This is a genomic window from Streptomyces sp. NPDC015125 (genome assembly GCF_043080045.1).
GTDB lineage: Bacteria > Actinomycetota > Actinomycetes > Streptomycetales > Streptomycetaceae > Streptomyces.
Window position 1 is genome coordinate 13,335 of sequence record NZ_JBIBVF010000032.1, and the last position, 22,189, is coordinate 35,523.

24 protein-coding genes are annotated in these 22,189 nt (G+C 70.9%); all 24 read left to right on the forward strand.

The features are described 5' to 3' along the window. The first annotated feature begins 107 nt into the window (after positions 1 to 107). Positions 108 to 389: a hypothetical protein gene (locus ACF088_RS38830; protein ID WP_392380692.1), complete on the forward strand. Its 282-nt coding sequence runs from the start codon at positions 108 to 110 to the stop codon at positions 387 to 389. Next, the gene (locus tag ACF088_RS38835) at positions 386 to 547 is read left to right on the forward strand and encodes a hypothetical protein (protein WP_392380693.1); all 162 of its coding nucleotides are present in this window, start codon (positions 386 to 388) and stop codon (positions 545 to 547) included. Before ACF088_RS38830 ends, ACF088_RS38835 begins: the two co-directional genes overlap by 4 nt. Further along, entirely contained in the window at positions 544 to 1,563 is a 1,020-nt protein-coding gene (locus ACF088_RS38840; protein ID WP_392380694.1) for a conjugal transfer protein, read from the forward strand. The genes ACF088_RS38835 and ACF088_RS38840 overlap by 4 nt, the downstream gene beginning before the upstream one ends. After that, positions 1,560 to 1,871, forward strand: a complete 312-nt coding sequence (locus ACF088_RS38845; RefSeq protein WP_392380695.1) for a hypothetical protein — start codon at positions 1,560 to 1,562, stop codon at positions 1,869 to 1,871. Before ACF088_RS38840 ends, ACF088_RS38845 begins: the two co-directional genes overlap by 4 nt. Continuing rightward, complete coding sequence (locus tag ACF088_RS38850; RefSeq protein ID WP_392380696.1) at positions 1,871 to 2,440, forward strand: hypothetical protein; 570 nt, start codon at positions 1,871 to 1,873, stop codon at positions 2,438 to 2,440. The genes ACF088_RS38845 and ACF088_RS38850 overlap by 1 nt, the downstream gene beginning before the upstream one ends. Further along, complete coding sequence (locus tag ACF088_RS38855) at positions 2,440 to 4,968, forward strand: ATP-binding protein (protein ID WP_392380697.1); 2,529 nt, start codon at positions 2,440 to 2,442, stop codon at positions 4,966 to 4,968. The genes ACF088_RS38850 and ACF088_RS38855 overlap by 1 nt, the downstream gene beginning before the upstream one ends. Beyond that, a complete protein-coding gene (locus ACF088_RS38860; RefSeq protein ID WP_392380698.1) occupies positions 4,965 to 7,421 on the forward strand; it encodes a hypothetical protein in 2,457 nt (818 codons plus the stop codon). The genes ACF088_RS38855 and ACF088_RS38860 overlap by 4 nt, the downstream gene beginning before the upstream one ends. Further along, positions 7,418 to 8,380, forward strand: coding sequence for an NlpC/P60 family protein (locus tag ACF088_RS38865; protein WP_392380699.1), 963 nt, complete (start codon positions 7,418 to 7,420; stop codon positions 8,378 to 8,380). Before ACF088_RS38860 ends, ACF088_RS38865 begins: the two co-directional genes overlap by 4 nt. A 129-nt stretch (positions 8,381 to 8,509) precedes the next feature. Further along, on the forward strand, positions 8,510 to 9,040 hold the full coding sequence (locus tag ACF088_RS38870; protein WP_392380700.1) for a hypothetical protein: 531 nt from the start codon (positions 8,510 to 8,512) through the stop codon (positions 9,038 to 9,040). Further along, on the forward strand, positions 9,037 to 11,259 hold the full coding sequence (locus ACF088_RS38875; protein WP_392380701.1) for an ATP/GTP-binding protein: 2,223 nt from the start codon (positions 9,037 to 9,039) through the stop codon (positions 11,257 to 11,259). The genes ACF088_RS38870 and ACF088_RS38875 overlap by 4 nt, the downstream gene beginning before the upstream one ends. 23 nt (positions 11,260 to 11,282) lie before the next feature. Continuing rightward, positions 11,283 to 12,260: a replication-relaxation family protein gene (locus ACF088_RS38880; RefSeq protein WP_392380702.1), complete on the forward strand. Its 978-nt coding sequence runs from the start codon at positions 11,283 to 11,285 to the stop codon at positions 12,258 to 12,260. Positions 12,261 to 12,275: 15 nt separating this feature from the next. Beyond that, the gene (locus tag ACF088_RS38885) at positions 12,276 to 12,896 is read left to right on the forward strand and encodes a hypothetical protein (RefSeq protein WP_392380703.1); all 621 of its coding nucleotides are present in this window, start codon (positions 12,276 to 12,278) and stop codon (positions 12,894 to 12,896) included. Next, entirely contained in the window at positions 12,893 to 13,897 is a 1,005-nt protein-coding gene (locus ACF088_RS38890) for a hypothetical protein (protein ID WP_392380704.1), read from the forward strand. The genes ACF088_RS38885 and ACF088_RS38890 overlap by 4 nt, the downstream gene beginning before the upstream one ends. Before the next feature lie 307 nt (positions 13,898 to 14,204). After that, on the forward strand, positions 14,205 to 14,744 hold the full coding sequence (locus ACF088_RS38895; protein WP_392380705.1) for a hypothetical protein: 540 nt from the start codon (positions 14,205 to 14,207) through the stop codon (positions 14,742 to 14,744). After that, positions 14,738 to 15,610, forward strand: coding sequence for an ATP/GTP-binding protein (locus tag ACF088_RS38900; RefSeq protein WP_392380706.1), 873 nt, complete (start codon positions 14,738 to 14,740; stop codon positions 15,608 to 15,610). Before ACF088_RS38895 ends, ACF088_RS38900 begins: the two co-directional genes overlap by 7 nt. Positions 15,611 to 15,658: 48 nt before the next feature. Then, entirely contained in the window at positions 15,659 to 16,351 is a 693-nt protein-coding gene (locus ACF088_RS38905) for an SAF domain-containing protein (RefSeq protein WP_392380707.1), read from the forward strand. Between the two features lie 5 nt (positions 16,352 to 16,356). Next, positions 16,357 to 17,232 (forward strand): hypothetical protein, encoded by an 876-nt coding sequence (locus ACF088_RS38910; protein WP_392380708.1) that lies wholly within the window; start codon positions 16,357 to 16,359, stop codon positions 17,230 to 17,232. Further along, a complete protein-coding gene (locus tag ACF088_RS38915) occupies positions 17,225 to 18,778 on the forward strand; it encodes a CpaF family protein (RefSeq protein ID WP_392380709.1) in 1,554 nt (517 codons plus the stop codon). Before ACF088_RS38910 ends, ACF088_RS38915 begins: the two co-directional genes overlap by 8 nt. Continuing rightward, entirely contained in the window at positions 18,775 to 19,689 is a 915-nt protein-coding gene (locus ACF088_RS38920) for a type II secretion system F family protein (protein WP_392380710.1), read from the forward strand. The genes ACF088_RS38915 and ACF088_RS38920 overlap by 4 nt, the downstream gene beginning before the upstream one ends. 8 nt (positions 19,690 to 19,697) lie before the next feature. Beyond that, positions 19,698 to 20,588 carry a hypothetical protein gene (locus tag ACF088_RS38925; RefSeq protein ID WP_392380711.1) on the forward strand — a complete coding sequence of 297 codons (891 nt, stop codon included), beginning with the start codon at positions 19,698 to 19,700 and terminating at the stop codon, positions 20,586 to 20,588. A 57-nt stretch (positions 20,589 to 20,645) separates the two neighbouring features. Continuing rightward, the gene (locus ACF088_RS38930) at positions 20,646 to 20,858 is read left to right on the forward strand and encodes a hypothetical protein (RefSeq protein ID WP_392380712.1); all 213 of its coding nucleotides are present in this window, start codon (positions 20,646 to 20,648) and stop codon (positions 20,856 to 20,858) included. A 46-nt stretch (positions 20,859 to 20,904) separates the two neighbouring features. After that, positions 20,905 to 21,276 (forward strand): TadE family protein, encoded by a 372-nt coding sequence (locus ACF088_RS38935; RefSeq protein WP_392380713.1) that lies wholly within the window; start codon positions 20,905 to 20,907, stop codon positions 21,274 to 21,276. Further along, positions 21,276 to 21,722 (forward strand): hypothetical protein, encoded by a 447-nt coding sequence (locus ACF088_RS38940; RefSeq protein ID WP_392380714.1) that lies wholly within the window; start codon positions 21,276 to 21,278, stop codon positions 21,720 to 21,722. Before ACF088_RS38935 ends, ACF088_RS38940 begins: the two co-directional genes overlap by 1 nt. 2 nt (positions 21,723 to 21,724) lie before the next feature. Further along, positions 21,725 to 22,186: a TadE/TadG family type IV pilus assembly protein gene (locus ACF088_RS38945; protein ID WP_392380715.1), complete on the forward strand. Its 462-nt coding sequence runs from the start codon at positions 21,725 to 21,727 to the stop codon at positions 22,184 to 22,186. Positions 22,187 to 22,189: the final 3 nt, after the last annotated feature.

The following is a 22,189-nucleotide window of genomic DNA, read 5'->3' on the forward strand; positions in this document are numbered from 1 at the left end:
GCGCCGGAACTTTTTTGGCGGTGGGTGTCACATCAGGGCCGATCCGGCTCCCCTCTCTGTGGTGTGCGGGGGGATTCCACGCACCGAGCACAGCGGAGGGAGCCGTCGTGACCGAGGGGCTGGGACATGAGGGAGAAGCGGTGGAACTGAGGGACGAGGAACTACGGCTGGTGGCGATCCGCCGGCGGGCGACGCGGTTGGCGGTCGCATTGGTGACGGAGCCGTTCTCGGTCGACACCGATGCGCAGCTGCGGTCGTACGTGGAGCGGGACGCCGATGAGGCGCAGGTGCTCGTGCGGGAGGTGCTGGCGCTTTCGCCGGCGCGGCTGCGTGAGCGGATCGCCGAGTTGACCCGGTCCAAGACCGTGCAGGGCGGGGTGACGGCGTGAAGACGACGTTCGGACCTGCGGGCTACGGCAAGAGCCAGGCCCTGAAGGCGGCCATCAAGGACCAGGCAGCAGCTGCTTGCCGCGACGGTCGGCGCATCTGGGTTCTGGACCCGACGGGTACGTGGGGTCATCTGCTGCGGAAGGGGGCGCAGTCATGAAGTGGCGCCGCGAGGAAGAGCAGGCGCCGCCCGTGGAGGAGTCCGGTGTGCCGGACACCGGGTGGGCCACCACGTCGCTGTCGACGGGCGCCATGGCCAACTGGACGGCCGTTGTGCGGTGGAGTGCCTGGGGCCTGCTGCTGGCCGGTCCGCTGATGGGCGGCTGGGCGCTGGCCTCGGCCGCCCCGCCGGTGGCCGCGCCGGTCCAGGCAGAGGCGCCGCGGGCGCAGCCGGCGTCGTCGGATGCGGCGGTGGCCTCGGCCGGCTTCGCCGAGGTGTACGTCTCCGCCTACGTGCAGGCGGGCGCCGGAGACGCGGAGGCTGCCGAGTTCGCGGCGCTGTATCCGGCGGCCCGGTCGATGTCGTGGTCGGCGTCGGGCGGTGCGGAGCGGGCGACGTCGTCGGATGCGGTGCAGGTGCGGCAGGTCTCGGCCGGCTACTGGTCGGTGACCGTGGCCGCCCGGGTCGCCGGATCGGCGAAGGACAGCGGTCGTGTCCGGTACTTCCAGGTCCCGGTGAGGTCCACCGGCGGCCGCGGCGCCGAGGCGTGGACGGCGGCGGCGCTTCCCGCCGAAGTCGCAGCCCCGGCCAAGGAGGCGACGACTCCTGAGCTGTCGTACGGCGCGGCGCACGCGCCGCTGGCCTCCGATCCGGCGGCGCAGACGGTCAAGGGCTTCTTGACGGCGTACTTGACGGGCCGGGGCGAGCTGGACCGCTACCTCTCCCCCGGCACAGCGCTGCACGCGGTGCGGCCTGCTCCGTATACGGCGGTGACGGTCGTGCAGGTCGCTGAGCACGGCCGGGCTCCGGCTGAGGGCGCCGAGCGTCAGGTCCCGCCGGACGGTGTCCGGCGCCGGTTGTTGGTCGACGTCGAGGGCGACAAGCGCGCGGGCGGGCGGCCGATGTCGTACGCGATCGAGCTGCGGGCGCGGGACGGCCGGTGGGAGGTGGCGGCTTTGGAGGCCGCGCCGGCACTGGCATCGAACGGAACTCAGAACGAAGGAGAGGGCTCGTGAACGGGCTGCAGATGGCCGGGATCATCTCGGATGCCAACAGCCTCGCGGGACAGATCAAGCAGTTGCTGCTGGTCGGTGTCCTGGGCTGCATGTATGTCGGCTTCGTGGCGGTCGTGTGGGGCCAGACCAAGTCGGTGCTGAAGGCTGCTGTCGCGGCGATCGGCGGGGCGGTGGTCATGGCGATCGTCGCCAACATGACCGTGTTGAGGGACAAGGTCGGCGAAGACCTCAAGAACCCTGGGGGAACCGCTTCGTCGGCCGCGGTACGCGTCGTCGGGCACCTTGACCAGCTGAACGGCGGCCGGTGATGAGCGCGGCCGTCCCGACCGAGCCGCTCGTCGGCCGGTGCTACACCAGGGCCCGCCGTCACCAGAACGTCGTGGGTCGTCTGCCGGGCGGCGGCCGGATCTGGGGTGGCCCGTACACCGTGCCGCAGATCGTGATCGCCGTCGTCGCGCTGGCAGCGCTGGCACTCACCCGCGGGCTGTGGGCGCACCACGGGCTGCTGGATGTCGTGCCGCTGCTCGGGGTGCCCTACGGGCTGGCGTTGGTGGTGGGCCGGATCAACATCGACGGGCGCAATCCGTTCGCGGTCGCGGCCAGCGCGGCCGGCCTCCTTCTCGGGGCGTCTGCCGCCGGCCGGATCAACGGTCGGCCCCTGCGTATGCCGCGGCGGGGGGCGCTGGTGGGGGTGTGCACCGTCACCTGGCGGCCGGAGGCGGTAGTGGCCGCCGATGCTGCGTCGCCGATTTCCCCGGCGGGCCGGCTGGTGGCTCGCCCGGCCCCGTCGGCCGGGCCTGCGGGACCGCGGGTTGCTTCGGGTGTCGGGGCGCTTCTTGCCGCACGCGACGACCGTACGAACGAGAAGGGGCAGTGATGAGGATCCCGGTCCGGCATGTGGCCGGCAATGTGGTCTGGACGAGGCACGGCACGTGCTGGGCGTTGTGGCGGGTGCAGGGAAGCGGCCAGCCGCAGACCTCGCGCGGCGCCAAGGAGCAGCGGCTGCGCGCGATCGAGTCGCTGATCAAGCAGTTGCGCGGGGAGTCGATGCTGCTGTCGCTGTGCCCGCAGATCGACCCGTCCTCGGTCGTGCGGCGTATGACCGACGACGTCGACCTGGCGAACAGCGAGCGGTATGCGGCGCTGGCGCTGCGGGTGCTCGACCAGCTGGAGGGCCTGGAGCTGACGAGCCGCGCCGACTGGCTCGCCGTCCCGCTTCCGGCTGGCGGCACCGGCAAGGCGGCGCGGATGGCGATGGCGGCCGCGCGGGCGGAGGTGGCGCAGCAACTGGGCCTGTTGCCCGCCGCGGTCAGCGCGGTCGAGGAGGTCCGGCGGCTGGAGCAGGCCCGGGAGATGGCCGCGTCCTGGCCGTCAACGGTCCGGCTTCGGCCGGCGAGCGAGGCGGAAATCCTGTGGATCTACGGGCACAGCGCGCGCCGCGGCCTGGTGGAGCCGCTGCTTCCGGAGGTCGAGGAGAGCAGCCGCGTGCGGGGCCGGGGCCGCGGGGCGGCGGCGCTGGGCGAGGTCACCCTCGCCGAGGGCGCCCTTCCCGCATCCGGTGAGGCGGGCGAGAGCTCGAATCCGTTCACGCGGCGGTGGTTGCAGGTGGGCAGCGAGTGGGGCGAGTCCTACCAGACCTTTCTGACCTTGCAGGAGATGCCCGAGCGCTTCGTCTTTCCCGGCAGCGAGTACCTGGCCCGGCTGGACGAGTTCTCCTTCCCGGTGGACTGGACGGTCCGGCTCAAGGTCACCCCCGGCAGCGTCGCCGAACGTCAGGCCCGCCGCCAGGCCAGGGTGCTGGCGCACCAGCCGGATGAGTATGACGGCGAGCCGGCCGGGACGCCCGACCGTGTCCTGGAGGCCGCCGACAGCATCGGCGACTTCAGCGCCGCGCTCACCCGCTCCAAGGGCGAAGTGGAAGTGCAGGCCCTGGCCACCCTGTGCGTGTGGGGCGCCGCGCCGGACCAGGCCGAGGCCCGCGCGGCTGAGGTCAACACCTACTTCTCCGATACGGATTACACCTTCGCCCGCCCCGTCGGCGTGCAGGAGCAGCTCTTCTACGGGATGCTGCCCGGCGCCCGGACTCCGCAGGTCCGGGTGTCCTATGCCCAGTTCCTGCTGGCGAGGGATTTCGCGATGGCCGCCCCGTTCGCCGGAGGCGCCCTGGGCGATGGCCGCGGACCGCTGTTCGGCCTGCAGCTGGTTGGCGGCGGACTGCGGCCGGTGCACACCGACTGGCTGCTGGGCCCGAAGAAGAAGGCGAGTGCCTCGGCAGCCTTCATCGGTGAGCTCGGCAGCGGGAAGTCCACGGCGATGAAGGCCGCCGTCTACGCGATCCTGGCCGCCGGTCGCCGGCTCAGCCAGCGCAGCAGCCGGGGCCGGGCGGTCATCGTCGACCGGACCCCGCAGCAGGAGTGGGTGAAATTCGCCCGGGCCTGCCCCGGCACCACGCAGGTCATCACCGTCTCCGACAAGGCGCAGGTTTCCCTCGATCCGCTGCGGATGTTCGGTGACGCCGGCGAGGCACAGCGCCGCACCGAGTCGTTCCTCACCTTGTTGCTGGGCGTGGCGCCGATGGAGGACGCGGGGGTGGCGCTGTCGGAGGCCATCGAGGCCGTCCTGGCCGCGCCGGCGCCGTCGATGTCCGCGCTGATCGCCGAGCTTCAGCAGCGCGGGAAGCATGATGCGATCTCGCAGGCGTTGGCGCGCAAGTTGCTGGCCGCGGCCCGCAAGGATCTCGCTCGCATGATTTTCGATCCGACGCTGCCGGTAGCCGACACCGGTCAGGCCGACGCTCTGGTGTTCTCCGTCTCCGGCCTTGCTCTGCCCAAGGAGCACGAGCTGTCCGGGGACCGGCTGGGGAAGCTGGAGTTCGAAAAACTCTTCGGTCGTGCCGTGCTGTACCTGATCGCCGCGGTGTGCAGGGCGGTGTGCTTCGAGAACCCAGCGGAGTTCTGCGTAGCGGTGTGGGACGAGTGCTGGTGGCTGACGTCCAGTCCCGAGGGCGAGGCGCTGCTGCTGGAGTTGCTGCGCGACGGCCGCAAGCACAATGCGGCGGCCTTCGCCGGCAGTCACGACGCCGACGACATCGGGCGCAGCAACAGCGAGCTGGGCCGCATCCTTCAGGGGCTGTTCCGCCGCCGGTTCGTCTTCCGGCAGAGCGATGTCACCCTCGCCAAGCGGGCCCTGGCCTTCCTCGGGCTGGACCCGGACGACGAGGACCTCATCGAGCGGGTCACCCGTGGCCTGTCGCCGGTCGACGTGTCCGACGACGTACGCACTCAGCGGGCCGGTGAGTGCCTGCACGGTGATCTGTCCGGGCGGATCGGTGCCATGCAGGTGCTCTTGCCGGCCGATCCCGAGGCCGCGGCGGCGATCCACTCCGACCCGGTGCTCGCGGCATGAGGGGGCTGCGCTGGGCCGGGCTGACGGCGATATGGCGGGGCGGGTGGCGCCACGTGGTGGTGGTGTGCATCGCGGCCACCCTCACGGTGCTGGCGACGACGCACGCCTTCGCCGCTCCGGTGCCATCGCCGGCGGCCACCTCCAGCCCCGGCCCGGCTCCGGCCGTGCCCGGTCCGGGCGGGTCCAGCGCAGTGCCGTCGCCGGGAGCGACGTCCTCGCAGGCGTACGAGGACACCGCGCAGGGGAAGGCGGCCGCGCGCACGGCGCAGCGGGAGCAGAGGGAGAGCCTGCGCAAGAAGCTGAAGCGGATGCACGTGGGAGATGGGGACCTGCTCGATTCCTTCCACGTCACCGACTCCCACGGCATCCCGGTCAGTGCCTTCACCGTGGGGGCGGACAGCGGTGAGTGGTCCGACTGGGAGCTGAAGATCGAGTCCTGGTTGACGAACTTGCTGTTCGTCGGCATCAAGTGGCTGGTGGCTTTTGCCTGCTGGATTTTGGTCTGGGCGCTCGGCTTCAAGTTGGCGGCGATCTTGCTCAAGCCGGCTCTCGCGGTGTCGGACTCGCTGTATTCGAGTGTGCTGGTGCAGCTGGGTTTGCCCAGTCTGTTCCTGGTGTTCTCCGGGGTGACGGCCGCCTGGTACTGGTGGTTCGGGGATCGGTCCCGCGGCTGGGGCGAGATCACGGCGTCCTTGCTGATCTCCGCTCTCGCCGCCACCACCCTTGCCTCGCCGCCGCAGACGCTGCTGGGCACCCAGGACGGAGCCGTCGGCAAGGCCCGCGAACTGGGGATCGCCGCAGCCACCATCGTCATGGGGGAAGCCGACCCCGGCCCCAGCGAGAGCGGTGCCAACGCGGTCGCCGACGTGACCACCCCGATCACGGACAAGATCGTCGAAGCGTTCGTCGTCCAGCCGTCGATGGTGCTGACCTATGGGCAGGTCTTCACCGACGACAGCGGTAAGAAGTGCCGCTCACGCTTTATCAGCACCCGTATTAACCAGGCATTTTTCAACCAGATCGTCGCTGAGCAGTCTGAAAAGATCAAGGATCTCCCCTCGGCTGGCGACATCGTGTTGCCGGGCATCGGTGGCGAGATCGAAGACGTGGTCCGGGACAAGGCCATGCAGTGGGCCGTCGACACCCTGGGCACCCAGCCGGACGAGAAGTTCGAAAAGGAATGTGTCGGCGGGGATGCCAAGGAGCTGAAGAAGGCGTCGTCTGACAAGCTCGCCGGCGCCGTGTTCATGCTCATAGGCGCCGCGCTGGTCTGTGTGCTGATCATCGCGCTCGCCGGGTCCTACCTGGCCACCCAGGCATGGCTCGCCGCGGAGGCCATGCTGCTGCGCTGCGCAATGATCGTCGGGACCCTGCCCGGCCCCGGACGAGCGTGGCTGTGGTCACGGGGGACGTCGATCCTGCGCGGACTGGGCCTGCTGGTCGCCCTCGTCCTCGGCTTGGGCATCTTCGTCGTCGCCGTGACCACCGTGGTGGCCGCCGCCCCCGCCACCATTCCCGGCGGGATCGTCGTGCGCTTCGTGGTGATCGACATCCTCTGCGTCGGCGCACTGATGTGCCGCAAGCGCCTGATGCACGTCTCGCAGCGCATGGCGGCGCGCCTGCGGGGTCGCGTTGGGGCCTCCAAGCTCGGCGGCAGCAGCTCTTCCTCGGATCTCGGGCCGGTCGGTGGCCGCAGCGGTGGCTCGGTGCGCAAGGTCATCGGCGCCGGCCTGATGCTCGGTGCGATGGCGGCGACCGGCGGCGCGGCCGGCGCGATCGGCGGCGTCGGCCGCGCCAGCAGTTCCCGGGCCCTGGCCACCCGTCTGGCCAAAGGTGCCGGGCGGATGGCCCGTGGGGCCGAGCGTGCCGTGCGGGGCGGCGCCAGGGTGGGGCGGCGAGTGGGCCGGGTCGGGCTGCAGTCCACCGTCGGGCTGCCCGTCTACGGTCCTCGAGCCGCACGCCGTGCTGCGGCCACAGCTCAGGCTCTGCCCGGTCAGTTCACCGGTGCCGCCGCCCAGCTGCGCGAGCGCCTGGACGACGCCCGCGCCCAGCACGAGCCCCGGGCACGGGACTTCGCCGACGAATACTGGCGGGGCATCGGCGGCCGATGGGTCAGCAACCGCATCCGAGCCCACCGCGGCCTGCCGCCCACGCCGCCGCGCGCTGCGCGCCGTGCCGCAGGGCGGAACGGAACACGCCCCGCATCGAGGGCGGTTCGGCCTGCCGGCCGCCTCACCCCGTCGACGGTGCGCCCGACCGCGCCGAGCCGGCGGACGCAGATGGTGCCGCAGCGTCCGGCGAGCCCGCCGGCCTCCAGCCAGCAGGCCAGCCTCCAGCAGCGCCTGCACCGCATCCGTACGCGCGCGGCCACCCGCCAGCCCCTCACCCCGGCCGCGCCGCCGCGCCGTCCGGCTCCACCGGCGCGAGCCCCGCGACCGCAGGGGCGCCCGTGAAGCGCCGCCACCTGGCCGGCGTTGGGTTCGGCACCGGCGGTGTCGTGGCCCTGCTGGGTGTGCTGGTGCTGTTCGTCTCAGCCGTCGCCAACGGCGCCGCCGGCCACCAGCAGCGCACCATCCAGGCACAGGGCGCTGCTGGCGGTCAGGTCGGCGACATTCCGCCGCAGATGCTGGCCCTCTACCGGCAGGCGGCGCCGGCCGCCTGCCGTGGGCTGGACTGGAGCGTGCTCGCCGCGATCGGCAAGGTCGAGACCGACCACGCCCGCCACCCCACCATGCGCAGCTCGGCCGGCGCCGTCGGACCGATGCAGTTCCTGCCGAGCACCTTCGAGGGGTACGCCCACCCTGTCCCGCCGGGCGGTGCGAGCCCGCCCACGCCGTGGGATGCGACCGACGCGGTGTACGCCGCGGCGCGGATGCTGTGCGCCAACGGCGCCAAGACCGGGACCAGCCAGGGGGTATACAAGGCGATCTACTCGTACAACCACGCCGACTGGTACGTGAGGAAGGTGCTCTCGCAGGCCAAGGTCTACGCGGCCGCGCAGCCCAGCAGCCCCGGGCCGGACGTCGGCGGGGCCTCGAACCCCATCGTGCAGGCGGCACTGGGCAAACTTGGTGTCCCCTATGTATGGGGTGGTGGAACGGTCAACGGGCCTTCCAACGGGGGCTTCGATTGCAGCGGTTTGACGTCGTACGCCGTCTACCAGGGCACCGGCCATCGGGTGGCGCTCCCTCGCACCTCGCAGGAGCAACGCCACGTCGGTAGGCCCGTGTCCCGCAACGAGATGCAGCCGGGCGATCTGATCGTGTTCAACAAGGACGGCTGGGGTCACGTCGGGATCTACGCCGGCGGCGGCCGCATGGTCGACGCTCCCCGCCCGGGGAAGTCGGTGGAGGTCATCGGCCTATCCGGGTACTGGGAGAAATACGCCTGGGACATCCGCCGCGTGGCATAGGCGGACGGCGCCCGACTCCGACGCCGCACGAAATAGTTCGAGCGCCTGTGTCACATCAGGGCCGATCCGCCTCCCCTCTCTGTACTGAGACGGCAGGGTGCCGCTCTCGGTTCGAGGAGGGAGGCGCCGATGAGTCCGTACGGGATCAGCACGGCGGGTCCGGAGGCAGCGGTGACCGGCATTCTGCCGCGCGGCTCGGAAATCGGCAGCTGGGTGTGGACCCTGCTGGCGGGTGGGCTGGCGCATCTGTGGTGGATCGGCGGTGTCGCCCTTATTGCTGCGGCCGGCTGGTGTGCGGCCGCCGTGTGGTGGCGTCGTTGGGCGGTGCGCGAGCTGGCTGACCGTACGCGGGTGGAGCTTGTGCCAGCGACCACGTTCGACCCCGACATGGCTGAGGTGGGGCGCGTCGCCGGTCGGCTGGCCCGGGTGCGATCGGCGGGCGGACGCCTCCCCCGGCGGGCCGCCGCGGTGCGTATCAGGGTGGCGGCCGGTGCCGAGGGGCGGCTGCAGTATGGGTGGGAGGGGCCGGAGCGGTCTGCTGGAGTGCTCCGGCTTTCGGGGTACCGGCGGGTCGAGGTCGTCGCCCCGCGCGCTCGCGCCGAGCAGCAGCGCATCCGGTTCGCTGACGCTGCGCCGCTGGAGCGGGGTGGCTCGTGGTGAACGGCATCAACCTAACCAAGCCCTCCTCCGCGGCAGCTGCCGCCTCGGACGGACCGCGGCACGTAGCACGGGCCGAGCTGGTGCTGGCAGGTCCGGACCACCGTCCGCTGGGAATGGCCGGCCTGGACCCCGATCCGCTGGAGCACCTGGCCACGGTTTTCGCCCAGGTGCGTACCGAGGCTGGCGAAGAGGCCGAGCTGATCGTCGATCTGGTGCCGGTGCCCGGCAGCCAGGTAGCGCGTCGGCGTCGTGCTTTGATGCGGCGGGCTGCTCAGCGCGGGCCGTCTGCCTTCGGGGAGCAGCTCAGTACGGGAGGCGGTCGGCTCGGTGAAGTGCTTGATGTGCTGCGCGGTGGTCTGAGCGTCTCCGGCACCGGCGGCTCGCGTCCGGCGCGGATACCTCGGCAGAGCGACCTGTCCGAGGGGGTGGGCAAACTGACCCCGGGCGCGGAGGTGTTCGCCGTCCAGGTGCTGGTGCGGTGCGTGGCCCGGCATCCGCAGCAGGCGCAGGCTCGCCTGCATCAGGTGCTGGCCGCGATGGAGGCGTTCAGCGGCGAGAACCGCTTTGTTCCGCTGGGGCCGAAGAGTGCCTTGTGGCGCGGCTACTCGAATGTGTGGTGGCTGCGCTCTTCCTTCGATCGTCGGATGGAGCGGGGGGACTTCGCGCCGGCGCGGCGTCAGTGGGTGACGTGGCAGGAGGTCGCCGGGCTGCTCAAGCCGCCCACTGTGCGCTGCGAGGCACCGAATGTGGTGCGGTGCGGCGGAGTGGTCCCACCGGCGCCCGCCGCTCTGCCGACCTGGACGGGGCAGCGTGATGTCCTGCCGCTGGGGCGGGTGACCGGCCCGGACGGCACCGAGCGGCTGGCCGGCGCGCGGACCGCCGATGTGCTCTTCGGCGCGTTCTACGGCAAGTCGGGGTTCGGCAAAACCGAGATGGGCCTGGTGCAGTGCCTGGCCCGTGCGTACGCGGGCGACGGGGCCTGGTTCCTGGATCCGCACGGGTCGGCGTGGCAGCGGGTACGGCCCTACCTGGCCCACCCGGCGGTCGCTGGCCGGGTGTGGGAGATCAACTTGGCCAGGCCGGCCCTGGACGACCGGATGGCGTGCTGGAACCCGCTGTCGATGGAGGGCCGCTCCGTTGAAGAGGCGCAGGACGTTGTCGGCTCGGTGGTGGGCGCGGTCGCCTCCGCCCATTCCTGGGGGGAGAACGCCACCCGAGCGCGGACGCTCTTGTCCAGCGCCGCACGCACGCTTGCCCTGCTCTCCCACCGTCTGGTGACCACTGGGCACCCGGAGCTGCAGCCGACGGTCTTTCAGCTCCGCACCCTGCTGGAGGACGAGGAGTGGCGCGAGGCAGTGCTCGCGGTCCTGGACCCTGCGGAGACGACCTACTGGCGCAGGTCCTTTCCCGACCTGGAGGCCGCCGCGCGAAACCCCGTGACCAGCGCTCTCTACCGGATGGACAATTCGCTGTCTCTCAGGGCGTTCCTGGGCTCGCCGCGGTCGTCCTATGACGTGCGGCGGGCGATGGACGAGCGGCAGGTCGTCTTCGTGTGCCCGTCCGGCACCGGCGAGAGCGATGAGCTGGTCACCGCGTTGCTTCTGTTCGACCTGTTCCGGGCCGGGATGTCGCGCATCGACACCCCGGTGGAGGACCTGGCGACGTTCTGGACGTGGGCCGACGAGCTGACCGCCGTCGACGGCGCCTCCCACGGCCACGTCGCCAAAATCCTCGAGCAGCTGCGCAAGTTCGAGGTTCGGTTCATGGGGATGACGCAGATGGCGATGCGGCTGTCCAACGAGACCCGGGCCGCGCTGATGCAGAACCAGAGCCTGCTGTCGGCGACGGCCGCGGACTTCGACGAGGCCGGCTTCGTCGCCAAGCGGCTGCCCGGCATCGACCCGGAGACGGTGCTGGGCCTGGACAAATACGAGTACATCCAGTCGGTGATGCTCCGCGGCAAGCGCACCACGCCGTTCCGTGTGAAGGGCGTGCCCATCGATCAGGTCTTCGCCGACTACCGCAACGAGGCAGGTCTGCCGGCCTTGGACGAGGCCATCGACCAGAACCTCAACCGCCTCACTGTCGGCGAAATCCTCGAGACGCAGCGCGGCCTGGACGACGCGATCCTCGCCCACCTCACCAAGGGCCGAACGCCCTCGCCGCGTACGCCCGGCCCCGGATCCGACGACGTGGTCCGCACACTCCGCCCGGTCTGAGTCGCTACAGAAAGGCCCTTTCGATGCCACGCCCCCGCTTCATGGACCCCACCGACCGGGGCTTGTCCACGTTCGGCCAGGAAGCCCTGCCCGCCCTCTACCGCCACCGGCTGCTGACCGCCGGCCAGCTGACGCAGCTGCTGCGACCCGCCGCCACCTCCACCCGCTACATCCGTCGGCAGCTGGAAGTGATGTACGACCGCGGCCTGGTCGATGCATCGGTACGCCGCACCAGCCGCGCCGGCGAGCTCCTTTGGTACACAACCCCGCTGGGCTGCGAGGTCGTCGAAACCGGCGGGGAGCTCGCTCCGCGGGCGTACCGCATGACCTCGGAGGCGGCCGCCAGTCAGCTGCAGGAGCACACGCTCGCCGTCAACGAGCTGGGCCTTGCGTTCGTACGGCACGCCCGGCTCCTGGAGGACGAGTGCGGCCCGCTCGACTGGAATCCCGAGGTCGCCCACCGGGTCCGTGACGGCGACAGCCGGCTCGGTGACGAGGCGTTCTTGGTGCCCGATGCGGTGCTCCAGTACGTCCACACCACCCCGGCCGGCGACGGTCAGCAGCAGCGGATGCTGCTGACGTTCTTCTGCGAGATCGACCGGGCCACGATGAGCATCGCCCGCCTGGCGGCCAAGCTGCACGCCTACGCGCGCTACGCCCGCTACGTCCCCCAGCCGGCCCCGGGCCGCGGCCGGCCGAAGGCGGCAACGGGCTACCGGCGGGAGGCGTGGCGGGCCCGCTACCCGGCCTTCCCCCGGATCCTGCTCGTGCTGGACGGAGCCTCCCCCGCCCAGCTGGCGCGGCGGACGGACGATCTGCGGGCCCTTGCGGCCGCGGACACCCGCCTGCAACCGGCCGCCCAGGACCTGCGGGCCGGCGTCACCACCCTCGATCAGCTCCGTCGCCACGGGCCACTCGCGCCGATCGTCACGCCGGTCTTCGGCGACCCCACCCCGGCCGACGCTCTGCTGCGTCCGTCCCCCGCCGCCTCCGCGGCCTGAGCACCTGGAGAGATCATGTTCCGCTTCTTTCGCCGCACTCGCCGCGGCACGCATGCACCGTCGATAGGTGGTGTAGCCGTTGTCGATGTCACCGCCTTCCCCGACCGTCATACCGAGCGGTGCGCGCAATTCGCCACGGTGGCTCAGCCACTGGGGCCGTTGGTGACCGAGATGATCGCCCTGCACACGCACACGAGGCACCTGTCGTGGCTGTCCGAGCGGGAACACTGCCCGGACTCCTACCGGCTGCTGGCCCGCTCCATCGTCCGTGAGGTGCTGGCCGGCTGGCACCACCAGACCGACGGCCACGGCACGATCGAGGACCTTCTTACCAACGACACCCGCCACGCGCACCGTCCTCGCGTGCCGGAGCAGGAGGGTGCGCCGGCGTCGGAGGCGGCTTCCTCTCACCGCGGTCCGGAGGGTGAAGGCTCGGTGCAGCGGCAGCCGGCGCCTGCGAAGTGGTGGTCGCAGAAGACGTTCGAGGCAGAAGACGCGAGCAGCCTGCCGACACCGGCGGTGTCGGATTCCGGCCCCGTCTCCCGTGGACCTGATCTTGGAGCCTGTGAACTGGCAGAATCGGCGCCCCGTCAGGACGCGACGTCCTGGTGGTCGCACGCGAGGGGGCAGCAGTGAGGAAGGCCGGATGGACCGTGCTCGGCGCGGCGGTGGCGGGGCTGGTGACGGGGTGCACCGGAAACCCTCCCGCGAAGCAGCCTCCCGCCAGTGACAGCAAGCCCAAGGCATCGCAGAAGGTGAAGCGTGAGCTGCCCGAGGGCATGCACCGGCTCGGCCAGGGCGTGACTACGGAAGAGGGGACCTGGAAGCTGACTCCCTCCGCGCTGACCCAGGTGACGCCGACCTCGAGGGCCAAGGGCCTGCCGCAGGGGTGGCGTGCGGCGAAGATGACCTGGACGCTCACCAACAAGACCGGCGAGGTCCAGCAGCTGCTGGACCTCGCCCCCACGGTCCGGTACGGGGCGCTGGGGAAGCCCGCCGCCGCCTTCACCGACACCGGCATCGAGGGGATTCCCGATGCGATCAGCGATGATCCGCCGCGGGTCAAGCCCGGCGGGGCCTACACACTGACGGTGGGGGTCGCGGTGCCGGCCGACGCGGCCGGGGAGCCGGTCACGATCACCACGCGCCCGTCGACGCTGTTCGGGGACACCGGCGACGTCGCTTTCTTCGAGGGCCCGTTTCCCGGAGCAGCTGCTCGCAAGGATGCTGTCCTCCACCCCCGGCCGGCACCGGACACCGGCAAGGCTCTGGCGTTCGGGCAGTGGAAGGCGGATCCGCAGATGACCGTTGACCACGTCCGGCCGGAGGGCACCGACGGTGGCCGGGTGATGTTCTCCGGGGAGCTGACCGTGCGCAATACCGCGGCGGTGGCGGATCTGCCCTACACGCCGATGAAGAAGAGCGTGCGCGTCTCGTACGGCGACGAGCTGAAGGAAGCCGACCTGACCCCGGGTGGGGCCGGCGCCGCGGACACAGGTTTCATCGCTCCGCAGCGGGCCGCTACCCATACGTTCCATTTCGCATTGCCCAAGGGGGCTAAGGCGGAGTCGGTGACGGTCGAGGTGACCGACCTGGGGACCGCTGAGGCCACTTTTGAGGGCAAGATCGCTGACTAGGTGTCATAGCGGGATTCTCGTCACATCTCGCGGACCCGTCCTGGGAAGTCGGCTGCCACTCCGCACCGAATTGCCGGAGATGCCGCAACCGTCCCGCAAAAACAGACTTCGTGGTCTGCAAATTCGCAGGTATCGTGCAGGTCCGGCCACCCGTATGGCTCATTCCCGCCCTTGTGGCGAGTGATCAAGAAAATCGTCTCCACAGCGACAGAACCCAAAACTGCTTGTAGATCGCGCCCTAGGGGAGGGAGCACTGATGCGAACCGCTCGGAGCCGGAGCTGGTACCGCAGGCCGCTCAGGAACAGCATGCTCGCGCTGTTTACCGCGAGTTGCGCATTGGCGGTCACCTCGTGCAGCGGCGCCTCTGACACTCCGAAGGCATCTCCTACACCGTCGGCGGCCCAGCCGACCAAGTCGGCGGACCCCACCGAGGCCGCCAAGAAGGACGCCATCGCCACCTACCAGTCCTACTGGAAGGAGGTGGAGAAGCTCTACGCCGACCCCCACGGCAAGGGCGCGAAGCTCAAGCAGTACGCCGCATCCGCCGCGTTGGCGAACGTCGAACGGGACGCGAAGCGCGCCCACGGCCGTGGCCTCGTACTCACGGGCCAAGTCACCGTCCAGGACCCGAAGGCCACCAAGGTCGTCACGCACGGCAAGCTGGACTACGCGGTCATCTCCAGTTGCCTGGACATCTCGAAGTGGAAAACGGTCAAGGCCGACAGCAAGAAGCCGGTCACGCTGCCGTCGAACCGCCTGACCAAGTACGTCATCCAGTCCACGGTCGAGCGCTGGCCCGAAGGCTGGCGCGTCACCCGTGACGAGCCCCAGGACCGGCGATGCTGAGGCGGCGCGGCGCCGCCACAACCACAGCCCTCCTGATCGCTGCCACCGTCTCCGGGAACGCCCATGCCGCGGACAAGCCGCAGCCTGGTACCGGCGGTGCAGACTGCACCATGTTCTCCTGCCGGGTGGAAGCCAAGGAGCCGGGCAGTCCCGGCCGCGGCCACCAGACGAGCACGGGCGGAAGCAACAGCGGTGACGGCAAGGGCCGCACTTCACCGGTGACCTGCACCTACAAGAAGGCGTCCCCCCAGCCTCCGGCGGGAAGTCCGGACTGGGAAGGCCACAAGCCCGGTGACGGCGCCGTGTACGAACAGACCTGCCGCTACAAGAACAGCGCCGACTTCTCAATCTCGAGGAACGTGTGGGCGGCCGACCCGCCCAAGGGCGGCGTCGACCCCGCCGTCCTGGCCCAGCGGGCCGTGGACAAGATGCGGCTGCGCGGCCCGGACATCGGCATCGTGCCGAAGTCCGGCGGCAAGGGCCTGGTGGGGCTTCCGGTGTGGATGTGGACGGCGAAGACCGCAGAGACGTACGGGCCCAATTCCGCCACGGCGAGCGCAGGTGCGGTCACGGTCACCGCCACGGCGAAGGTCGATCAGATCGTGTGGGACATGGGCGACGGCAACACCGTCACTTGCACCACTGCCGGCACCCCCTACAAGTCCTCGTACGGAAAGCAGAGTTCGCCGGACTGCGGATACCGCTACCGCCACTCCTCCAAGGACGAGCCGGGCAAGAAGTACCCGGTCACCGCGACAACGACCTGGAGCATCGACTGGCGCGGCGCCGGCCAGACCGGGCAGCTCACCCAGACCCGCCAGTCCCAGACCCAGGTCAGCATCGGCCAGCTCAAGGTCCTCAACTAGTTCCGTGGACCAGCACGAAGGACCAGCACGAACGGAAAGTCGGGCGCGATGAAGAACCCCAGCACCCCCCAGATCCCTTCCCCCACCACCGCGCCCCCGCTGCGGCCCGAGACACCCATCGGCGCCAGCCCGGCACCCCGGCGCCGCAAACGCTCCACCATGGTGCTCGGCGTGCTGATCACGCTCGTCGGCGTGCTGGGCACCTCCATGCTCGTGCGCAGTGCCGGGGACCGGGTCGACGTGCTGGCCGTGGCCCGGGACGTCCCGGCCGGGCAGGAAATCACCGCTGAGGACCTGACCACCGCGGCGCTGCCCGAAGACCCTGCCCTGCAGCCGGTGAAGGCCAGCGAGAAGAACAGCGTGATCGGCCGGCGTGCCACGGCGCCGCTGCACCGCGGTGAGCTGCTGGCCAACTCGCAGATCCACGGCGGCAAGACCCTGCCCGCCGGCCAGGAGCTCGTGGCCGTCGAGGTCCAGCGCGGCGCTGCCCCGTCCGACGCGCTCGCCCCCGGCGACCAGATCAAGGTCATCTCGACGCCCGGCAAGGACTCGGCCGCCCCGGCCTCGGGCTCGAAGTCGGCCAGCCCGGAGGAGATCGAGGCGAAGGTCGTCAAGGTCGGCTCCCCCAACGCCGCCGGGGCCGTCGTCGTCCAGGTTGCCGTCGACTCCACCGACAGCGCGCAGCTCGCCGCCCGTGCCGCCACCGGCCGGGTTGCCATCGTGCTCTCGGCGAAGGACTGAGCACGATGTCCGTGATCGCGCTGACCTCAGCACACGCGAGCGGAGTGACCGTCTCCTCCCTGGCCATGGCGCTTGCCGGGCCTCGGCCGTCGCTGCTGGCGGAGGCGGACGCCAAGGGCGGCTCCATCCGTACCGGCTACCGCATGGGTGAGTGGGGCGGCGAAGTCGGCCTGTGGCACCTGGCCCAGGCCGACCGTGAAGGGGCGCTCGCCGAGGCGTTCGAGGCGCACCTGCGGCGTCTGGATGCGTCCGGCAGCCGGTTGTGGCTGCCGGGCCTGACCGATCCGTTGCAGGCCGCTGCTCTCGCCCAGACCTGGGAGCCGCTGAGTCTGCTGCTTCAGGCCATGGACCAGCACGCCGGGTACGACGTCGTCATCGACGCCGGCCGCGTCGTGCTCGAACCGGGAGGGGTGCACCCCTCCCTCTGCCCCCGTCCGCTGCTGCACCGCGCCGACCTGGTGCTGCTGGTGATGCGCAACACCATGACCAGCGTGGCGCAGACGCTGCCCGTTGCCCGGTCCCTCCAGCAGGAGTTGGCGGAGCGGGGGACGGGCGCCGATGCCCTGCGGCTGTTGCTGGTGCAGGAGGGCGATGTCTCGGCACACGACATCGCTCACCGGTTGCAGGTCCCGGTGATCGGCACGCTGCCGTGGGAGGAGAAGACGGCTCGCGTTCTGACGCACGGTACGACCCGGCAGGTGAAGCCGGCCGCGATGCGGCTGCTCAAGCACGCTCGCGAAGCGGCCCGGGCGGCCGAGGTCGATGCCAGCACGCGGCGCCTGCGCATGCGGCTGCCCCTGCCGCCCGTGACCTCGCCGGTGGTTGCTGGTGTGGTGCAGCGGCTGACCGCCCCGCGCCAGGAGGTACCGGCCAATGGCTAACCGCAACGGCACCCCGGTGAACGGGGGCACCCCGTTGTCCGGGCTGCTCAGGAATGCGCTTGCGCAGCAGGGCCCGCACAGCCAGTCCGCCGCACCGGCCCCCGGGCCGCAGCCTGCCGCCCCGCCGGTTCAGGTCGGCAAGGACGACGCTGTCGCTCCTGGCCGCCTGGCCGAGCTTCCCGGTGTGCTGCCTGTCTCCCGGGCCGTGATCCGGGAGCTGCAGGACGCGGTGTCGCAGGATCTGGTGGAAGCCGAGCGGAGCAGCGAGAGCCGGCTCAGTGCCGAGGACCAGCTGGAGTTGGCCCGTTCCCTGGTCGCCAAGCGCGTCTCGGCCTGGGCGGTGGAGGAGGCCCGCACCGCGCGGCCGCTGTCCGGCACCCAGCTGGAGACCGTCCGCCAAGCCATCATCAATGCGCTGTTCAAGGCGGGCCCGCTCCAGCAGTACCTGGAGGACGAGCGCGTCGAGAACATCGTCGTGGACGGTGACCGGGTCGAGGTCGACTACTTCGACCGGCCCACCCAGCGCGTCGACCCGGTGGCCGACGACGACGAGAGCCTGGTGGCGCTCATCAACCGGTTGGCATCGCGCTCCGGCCACGGCGACCGCGTCCTGAACCCGGCCACGCCCATGACCAACTTCCGGCTGCCGGACCGCTCCCGCGTCGCGGCGACGCTGCTGACCACCCGGCCCACCATGGCGATCCGCCGCCACCGCGTCATGAGCGCCTCCCTGGAAGACCTCGTCGAATGGGGCACGCTCAGCCCCGCGCTCAGCGCGTTCCTCCATGGCCTGGTGGCAGCGAAGCAGACGATGCTGATCGCCGGAGACATGGGCGTGGGCAAGACGTCGCTGCTGCGGGCGCTGGTGCGCAAGGTCGGCGCGGGCGAGCGGATCGTGACGCTGGAGACCGACCGCGAACTGTTCCTCGATGAGGACCCGGACGTCGCCGCGCATGTGATGGCGATGGAGGAGCGGGCCTCCAACGGCGAGGTCGGCAAGGACGGTCGGGAGACGGGGCGGATCACGATCGCCGACATGTACCCGCACACGCTGCGGATGCTGTCCACGCGCGTGGTCGTCGGGGAGGTCCGCAGCACCGAAGTGGTGCCGATGCTCGACGCGATGAGCTCCGGCGGCCGCGGATCGATGTGCACCCTGCACGCCGCCTACCCGCGCCTGGTCCTGCCCCGCCTGGTGCAGCTGTGCCAGAGCGCCGGCAAGGACGTCGACTCCACCCACCAGCTCGTCGCCAACGCCGTGAACTTCGTGGTCTTCATCCGGCAGACCGACCAGACGCAGATCGGCGGCCGCCGCCACCGCTACGTCTCCGACGTCCTCCAGGTCACCCCCGGCGAAGGCGGGCAGCCGGCCTTCAGCCGCATCTTCGCTCCGGCCGGTGACGGAGACCCACGCGGCGTCCCGAGGGACCTGCCGACCGGTGAAGTGATGCAGGAGCTGGAAGACAGCGGCTTCGACAAGCGATGGCTGACCGAGCCGGCGCAGTACGGACGCTGGCCGCGACCGATGGAGTTGGTGCGGCGATGAGTCTGGAACAGCTCGGAATGCTCGGTGCGCTGTGCGGCCTGCTCATGGTGGCCGGCATCGTCCTGGCCGTACGGAACCCGCCGGCCGAGGCAGAGCGGCCGCGGCCGCAGCGGGTATCGCTGTGGCAGCGGATCCTCGAGTCGCTGCCTGGTGCGTGGGCGGAGCGCTACCGGTGGATCGTGGTCGCCTCCGGCGTCGTTGCGGTCGGGGTGTGGCTCTGGTCGGCCCGTCCCGTGCAGGGTCTGCTGGCCGCTGCAGTGGTGGCCGGCTTCCCCTGGATCTGGCACCCGTCGGTCACCTCCACCCGCCGCATCGTGCGCCTGGAAGCGCTGTCGCGCTGGCTGCAACACCTGGCCGGCGCGCACGTCGTCGGTCACACCCTGGAGGCCGCGATCAGCGGCGCGATGCGCCAGGTCCCCGCCGACATCCACGACCCGGTCCGCACGCTGGAGGCCCGCCTGCGGATGGGCGTCGACCCGGAAGCGGCCTACCGCGCGTTCGCCGACGACTTCGAGGACGGCGCCGTCGACAACGTCGTGCTCGTCTTCATCACCCACATCCGCGACCGCGGCCGCGGCATGGTCGAAACCCTGCAGACCCTCTCCGACCTGACCGCTAGCGAGGCCGCGTCGCTGCGGACGACGGACGCAGACCGCCAGAAGACCCGCACACAGACCCGCTGGGTGGCCATCATTGTGCTGGCCATGGGCTTCACCATGGGCAGTTCCTTCGGGCCGGCCTACAACAGGCTGGACGGACAGATGTGGCTGCTGCTCATGGGCGGCGCATTTGTCGGGGCCATGGTGTGGTTGCGGCGGTTGTGTGTCGCCAAGCTCCCGCCGCGGCTGCTGCATCCGAAGCGGGCACAGCCGACCGAGCAGGCCGCGATGGCCAGTAATGGGAGTGCCTGATGATGTCGATGGCTGGCGCCGTGTATGGCGCGATGATCGGCGGCGGCGCCTTCCTGGTGGTCCGGGAATTGCTGCCGTCCCGCCCCGACCTCGGCTCGGTGCTGGACCGCCTGGAGAACACCACCGCGGCCCCGAAGACGGAGTATGCGCCGGGTACCTCCCGCAGCGCGATCTGGACCGAGCAGGTCGGCACGCGCGTCCTGGGGTCCTTCGGCGACCAGGTGGGCGTGCCGCGCAAGGACCTGGATCTGCTGGGGATTTCGCCGGCCAAGCACGTCGGGGACAAGGTCATCGGCGCCATAGGTGGCTTCGCGATGCCGCAGATGGCTCTGGCGATGGCCGCGCTGCTGGGCATGCCGCTGCCGTTCGTGGTGCCGCTGTTCGTCTCGGTGATGTTCGCGGCGATCATGTGGGTCTCCGCCGACACCAACGTGCGGTCCAAGGCGACCAAGCTGCGGCTGGAGTACCGCTACGCGGTGGCCTCGCTGATGGAGCGGGCCCGGCTGCAGCGCGGGGCGCACTCCGGCGCCGAGCGGGCCCTGTACGAGACGGCGGCGGTCGGCGACGGGCGGGTCTACGTCCGGATCCGGGCCGCGCTCGACCAGGCCCGGCTCTCGGGCACCCCGCCGTGGGATGCCCTCAAGGCCCTGTCCGAGCAGTTGGACGTCCCCGAACTGGCCGGTCCGGCCGATACGTTCGCGCATGCCGGCGGCGAGGGCGCCTCGATCGTCGCGGCGCTGGAGACGCAGGCCAAGGCCCTGCGCAAGCGGTTGCAGACCGACGTCCAGGCCGAGGCCAACGCGGACTCCGAGAAGAGCGTGGTGCCGGGCACGGTGCTGTTCGTCGTGCTGTTCGCGACCCTCGGCTATCCGCTGTTCCAGACCCTCATCAGCACCTGATCGCTCTATCGGCGACAGCACAGCAACCGTTCACCACACAAAAGAGGGGGAGATCCCATGAAGTACACCGCCCGCACCCTGCGCTCCCGGCTGGCCGACCGCTGGCTGACCGCCGTTGCCCGCATGACGAGCACCCGCAGCGACGCCGGCCTGGAGACCCTGGAAAAGCTCATCATCGGCGCCGTCCTCATCGTCGCCGCCACCGCCTTCGGCGTCGCCTTCAACGGCAAGTTCAACGAGCTGATGAACACCTTCAAGAGCTCGTTCTGACATGTGGCGGAGCTGGAGGCAGCAGTGGCGCATACGGCGCGCGGGCATGCGGGGCGATGAAGGGATGGGGACGCTGGAGTTCACCATCATCGCCCCGGTCATCATGCTGATCCTGTGCGCCGGATTGCAGCTGGGCATGTGGTACCTGGCCCAGGAAGCCGCGCTGACCGCTGCCCGCAAGGCCGCCACCGCCGGCGCCGCCTACCAGGCATCCCCCGCCGACGGCACCGCCCGCGCCCGCAACTGGCTCAACGGAGTCCACCTCATCAAAGGCACGAACGTCTCCTCGGCCGGCTCCACCGCCGACCGGGTCCGTGTGACCGTGACCGGCACCAGCCTCTCGCTGGTGCCGGGCTGGACCCCGCAGGTCACCAAGTCCGCCGAAGTGCCCGTGGAGCGCTGGGATGTGGGGCCGTGATGAGCATGCTGCGCCGCCTGCACTGGCGGGACGACCGGGGCACCTACACCCTGGAAAACATCATCTGCGTGTGCTTCCTGCTGCCCTTCCTGGGGCTGCTCGCCGCGTTCGGCCTGGCCGGAGTGTTCGACAGCTCCGTCGACAATGCCGCCAACAGCGCGGCCCGCGCTGCTTCGCAGGCCGCCGACGCGGACACCGCGCAGGCCCGCGGCCGCGCCGCCGCCACTGCGGCCCTGCGCCAGGACGATCGCAACTGCACCAGCCGGACCGTCACCATCGACACCAGTTCCTTCAACGCGCCGCTCGGTCAGGCCGCGAGCGTGACCGCCACCGTCACCTGCACCATCCCGCTCTCCCAGCTGACGGTCCCGGGCCTGCCCGGCTCCAAGACGCTCACCGCCACCGCCACGAGCGCGCTGGACCAGTACGCCGACCGCGCGGAGTGACCATGCTGCCCCTTCCCGCCGCCGCCCGCCGTTTCCTCAGCCGCCGCTGCCGCAGCGTGGACGGTGACCGCGGTTCGGCCACCTTGTTCTGGATCGTCATCGGCATGGTCTTCCTCGGCCTGCTGGCGCTCGTCGTGGACGGCGGCGGACAACTCAAGGCGTCCGCACACGCCGATGACATCGCCAACGCCGCAGCGAGGGCGGGCGGTCAGCAGATCGACGCCGGCAAGGCCATCCCCGGAGGCGAGGTCGTCGTCGACCCCGAAGCCGCCGTCTCCGTCGCCCGGGACTTCCTGCACCAGGCCGGCGTGGAAGGCACCGTCTCTGTCTCCGGCGGCGGCAAGCGCCTGGACGTGCGCGTGAACGATACGTACCACTGCCTCATGCTCGTCGGCGTCGGCCGCCCCACACTGCCCGTCACCGGGCACGGCACCGCCCAGCTCGTCCACCAGGTCGGAGACTGACTG

What these genes read in the sequence shown, in the direction of transcription:
- ACF088_RS38840 (WP_392380694.1), top strand. Translation starts at nt 544, where the DNA reads ATGAAGTGGCGCCGCGAGGAAGAGCAGGCGCCGCCCGTGGAGGAGTCC.
- ACF088_RS38850 (WP_392380696.1), top strand. Translation starts at nt 1,871, where the DNA reads ATGAGCGCGGCCGTCCCGACCGAGCCGCTCGTCGGCCGGTGCTACACC.
- ACF088_RS38855 (WP_392380697.1), top strand. Translation starts at nt 2,440, where the DNA reads ATGAGGATCCCGGTCCGGCATGTGGCCGGCAATGTGGTCTGGACGAGG.
- ACF088_RS38860 (WP_392380698.1), top strand. Translation starts at nt 4,965, where the DNA reads ATGAGGGGGCTGCGCTGGGCCGGGCTGACGGCGATATGGCGGGGCGGG.
- ACF088_RS38870 (WP_392380700.1), top strand. Translation starts at nt 8,510, where the DNA reads ATGAGTCCGTACGGGATCAGCACGGCGGGTCCGGAGGCAGCGGTGACC.
- ACF088_RS38880 (WP_392380702.1), top strand. Translation starts at nt 11,283, where the DNA reads ATGCCACGCCCCCGCTTCATGGACCCCACCGACCGGGGCTTGTCCACG.
- ACF088_RS38885 (WP_392380703.1), top strand. Translation starts at nt 12,276, where the DNA reads ATGTTCCGCTTCTTTCGCCGCACTCGCCGCGGCACGCATGCACCGTCG.
- ACF088_RS38895 (WP_392380705.1), top strand. Translation starts at nt 14,205, where the DNA reads ATGCTCGCGCTGTTTACCGCGAGTTGCGCATTGGCGGTCACCTCGTGC.
- ACF088_RS38900 (WP_392380706.1), top strand. Translation starts at nt 14,738, where the DNA reads ATGCTGAGGCGGCGCGGCGCCGCCACAACCACAGCCCTCCTGATCGCT.
- ACF088_RS38905 (WP_392380707.1), top strand. Translation starts at nt 15,659, where the DNA reads ATGAAGAACCCCAGCACCCCCCAGATCCCTTCCCCCACCACCGCGCCC.
- ACF088_RS38910 (WP_392380708.1), top strand. Translation starts at nt 16,357, where the DNA reads ATGTCCGTGATCGCGCTGACCTCAGCACACGCGAGCGGAGTGACCGTC.
- ACF088_RS38915 (WP_392380709.1), top strand. Translation starts at nt 17,225, where the DNA reads ATGGCTAACCGCAACGGCACCCCGGTGAACGGGGGCACCCCGTTGTCC.
- ACF088_RS38920 (WP_392380710.1), top strand. Translation starts at nt 18,775, where the DNA reads ATGAGTCTGGAACAGCTCGGAATGCTCGGTGCGCTGTGCGGCCTGCTC.
- ACF088_RS38925 (WP_392380711.1), top strand. Translation starts at nt 19,698, where the DNA reads ATGGCTGGCGCCGTGTATGGCGCGATGATCGGCGGCGGCGCCTTCCTG.
- ACF088_RS38930 (WP_392380712.1), top strand. Translation starts at nt 20,646, where the DNA reads ATGAAGTACACCGCCCGCACCCTGCGCTCCCGGCTGGCCGACCGCTGG.
- ACF088_RS38935 (WP_392380713.1), top strand. Translation starts at nt 20,905, where the DNA reads ATGCGGGGCGATGAAGGGATGGGGACGCTGGAGTTCACCATCATCGCC.
- ACF088_RS38940 (WP_392380714.1), top strand. Translation starts at nt 21,276, where the DNA reads ATGAGCATGCTGCGCCGCCTGCACTGGCGGGACGACCGGGGCACCTAC.
- ACF088_RS38945 (WP_392380715.1), top strand. Translation starts at nt 21,725, where the DNA reads ATGCTGCCCCTTCCCGCCGCCGCCCGCCGTTTCCTCAGCCGCCGCTGC.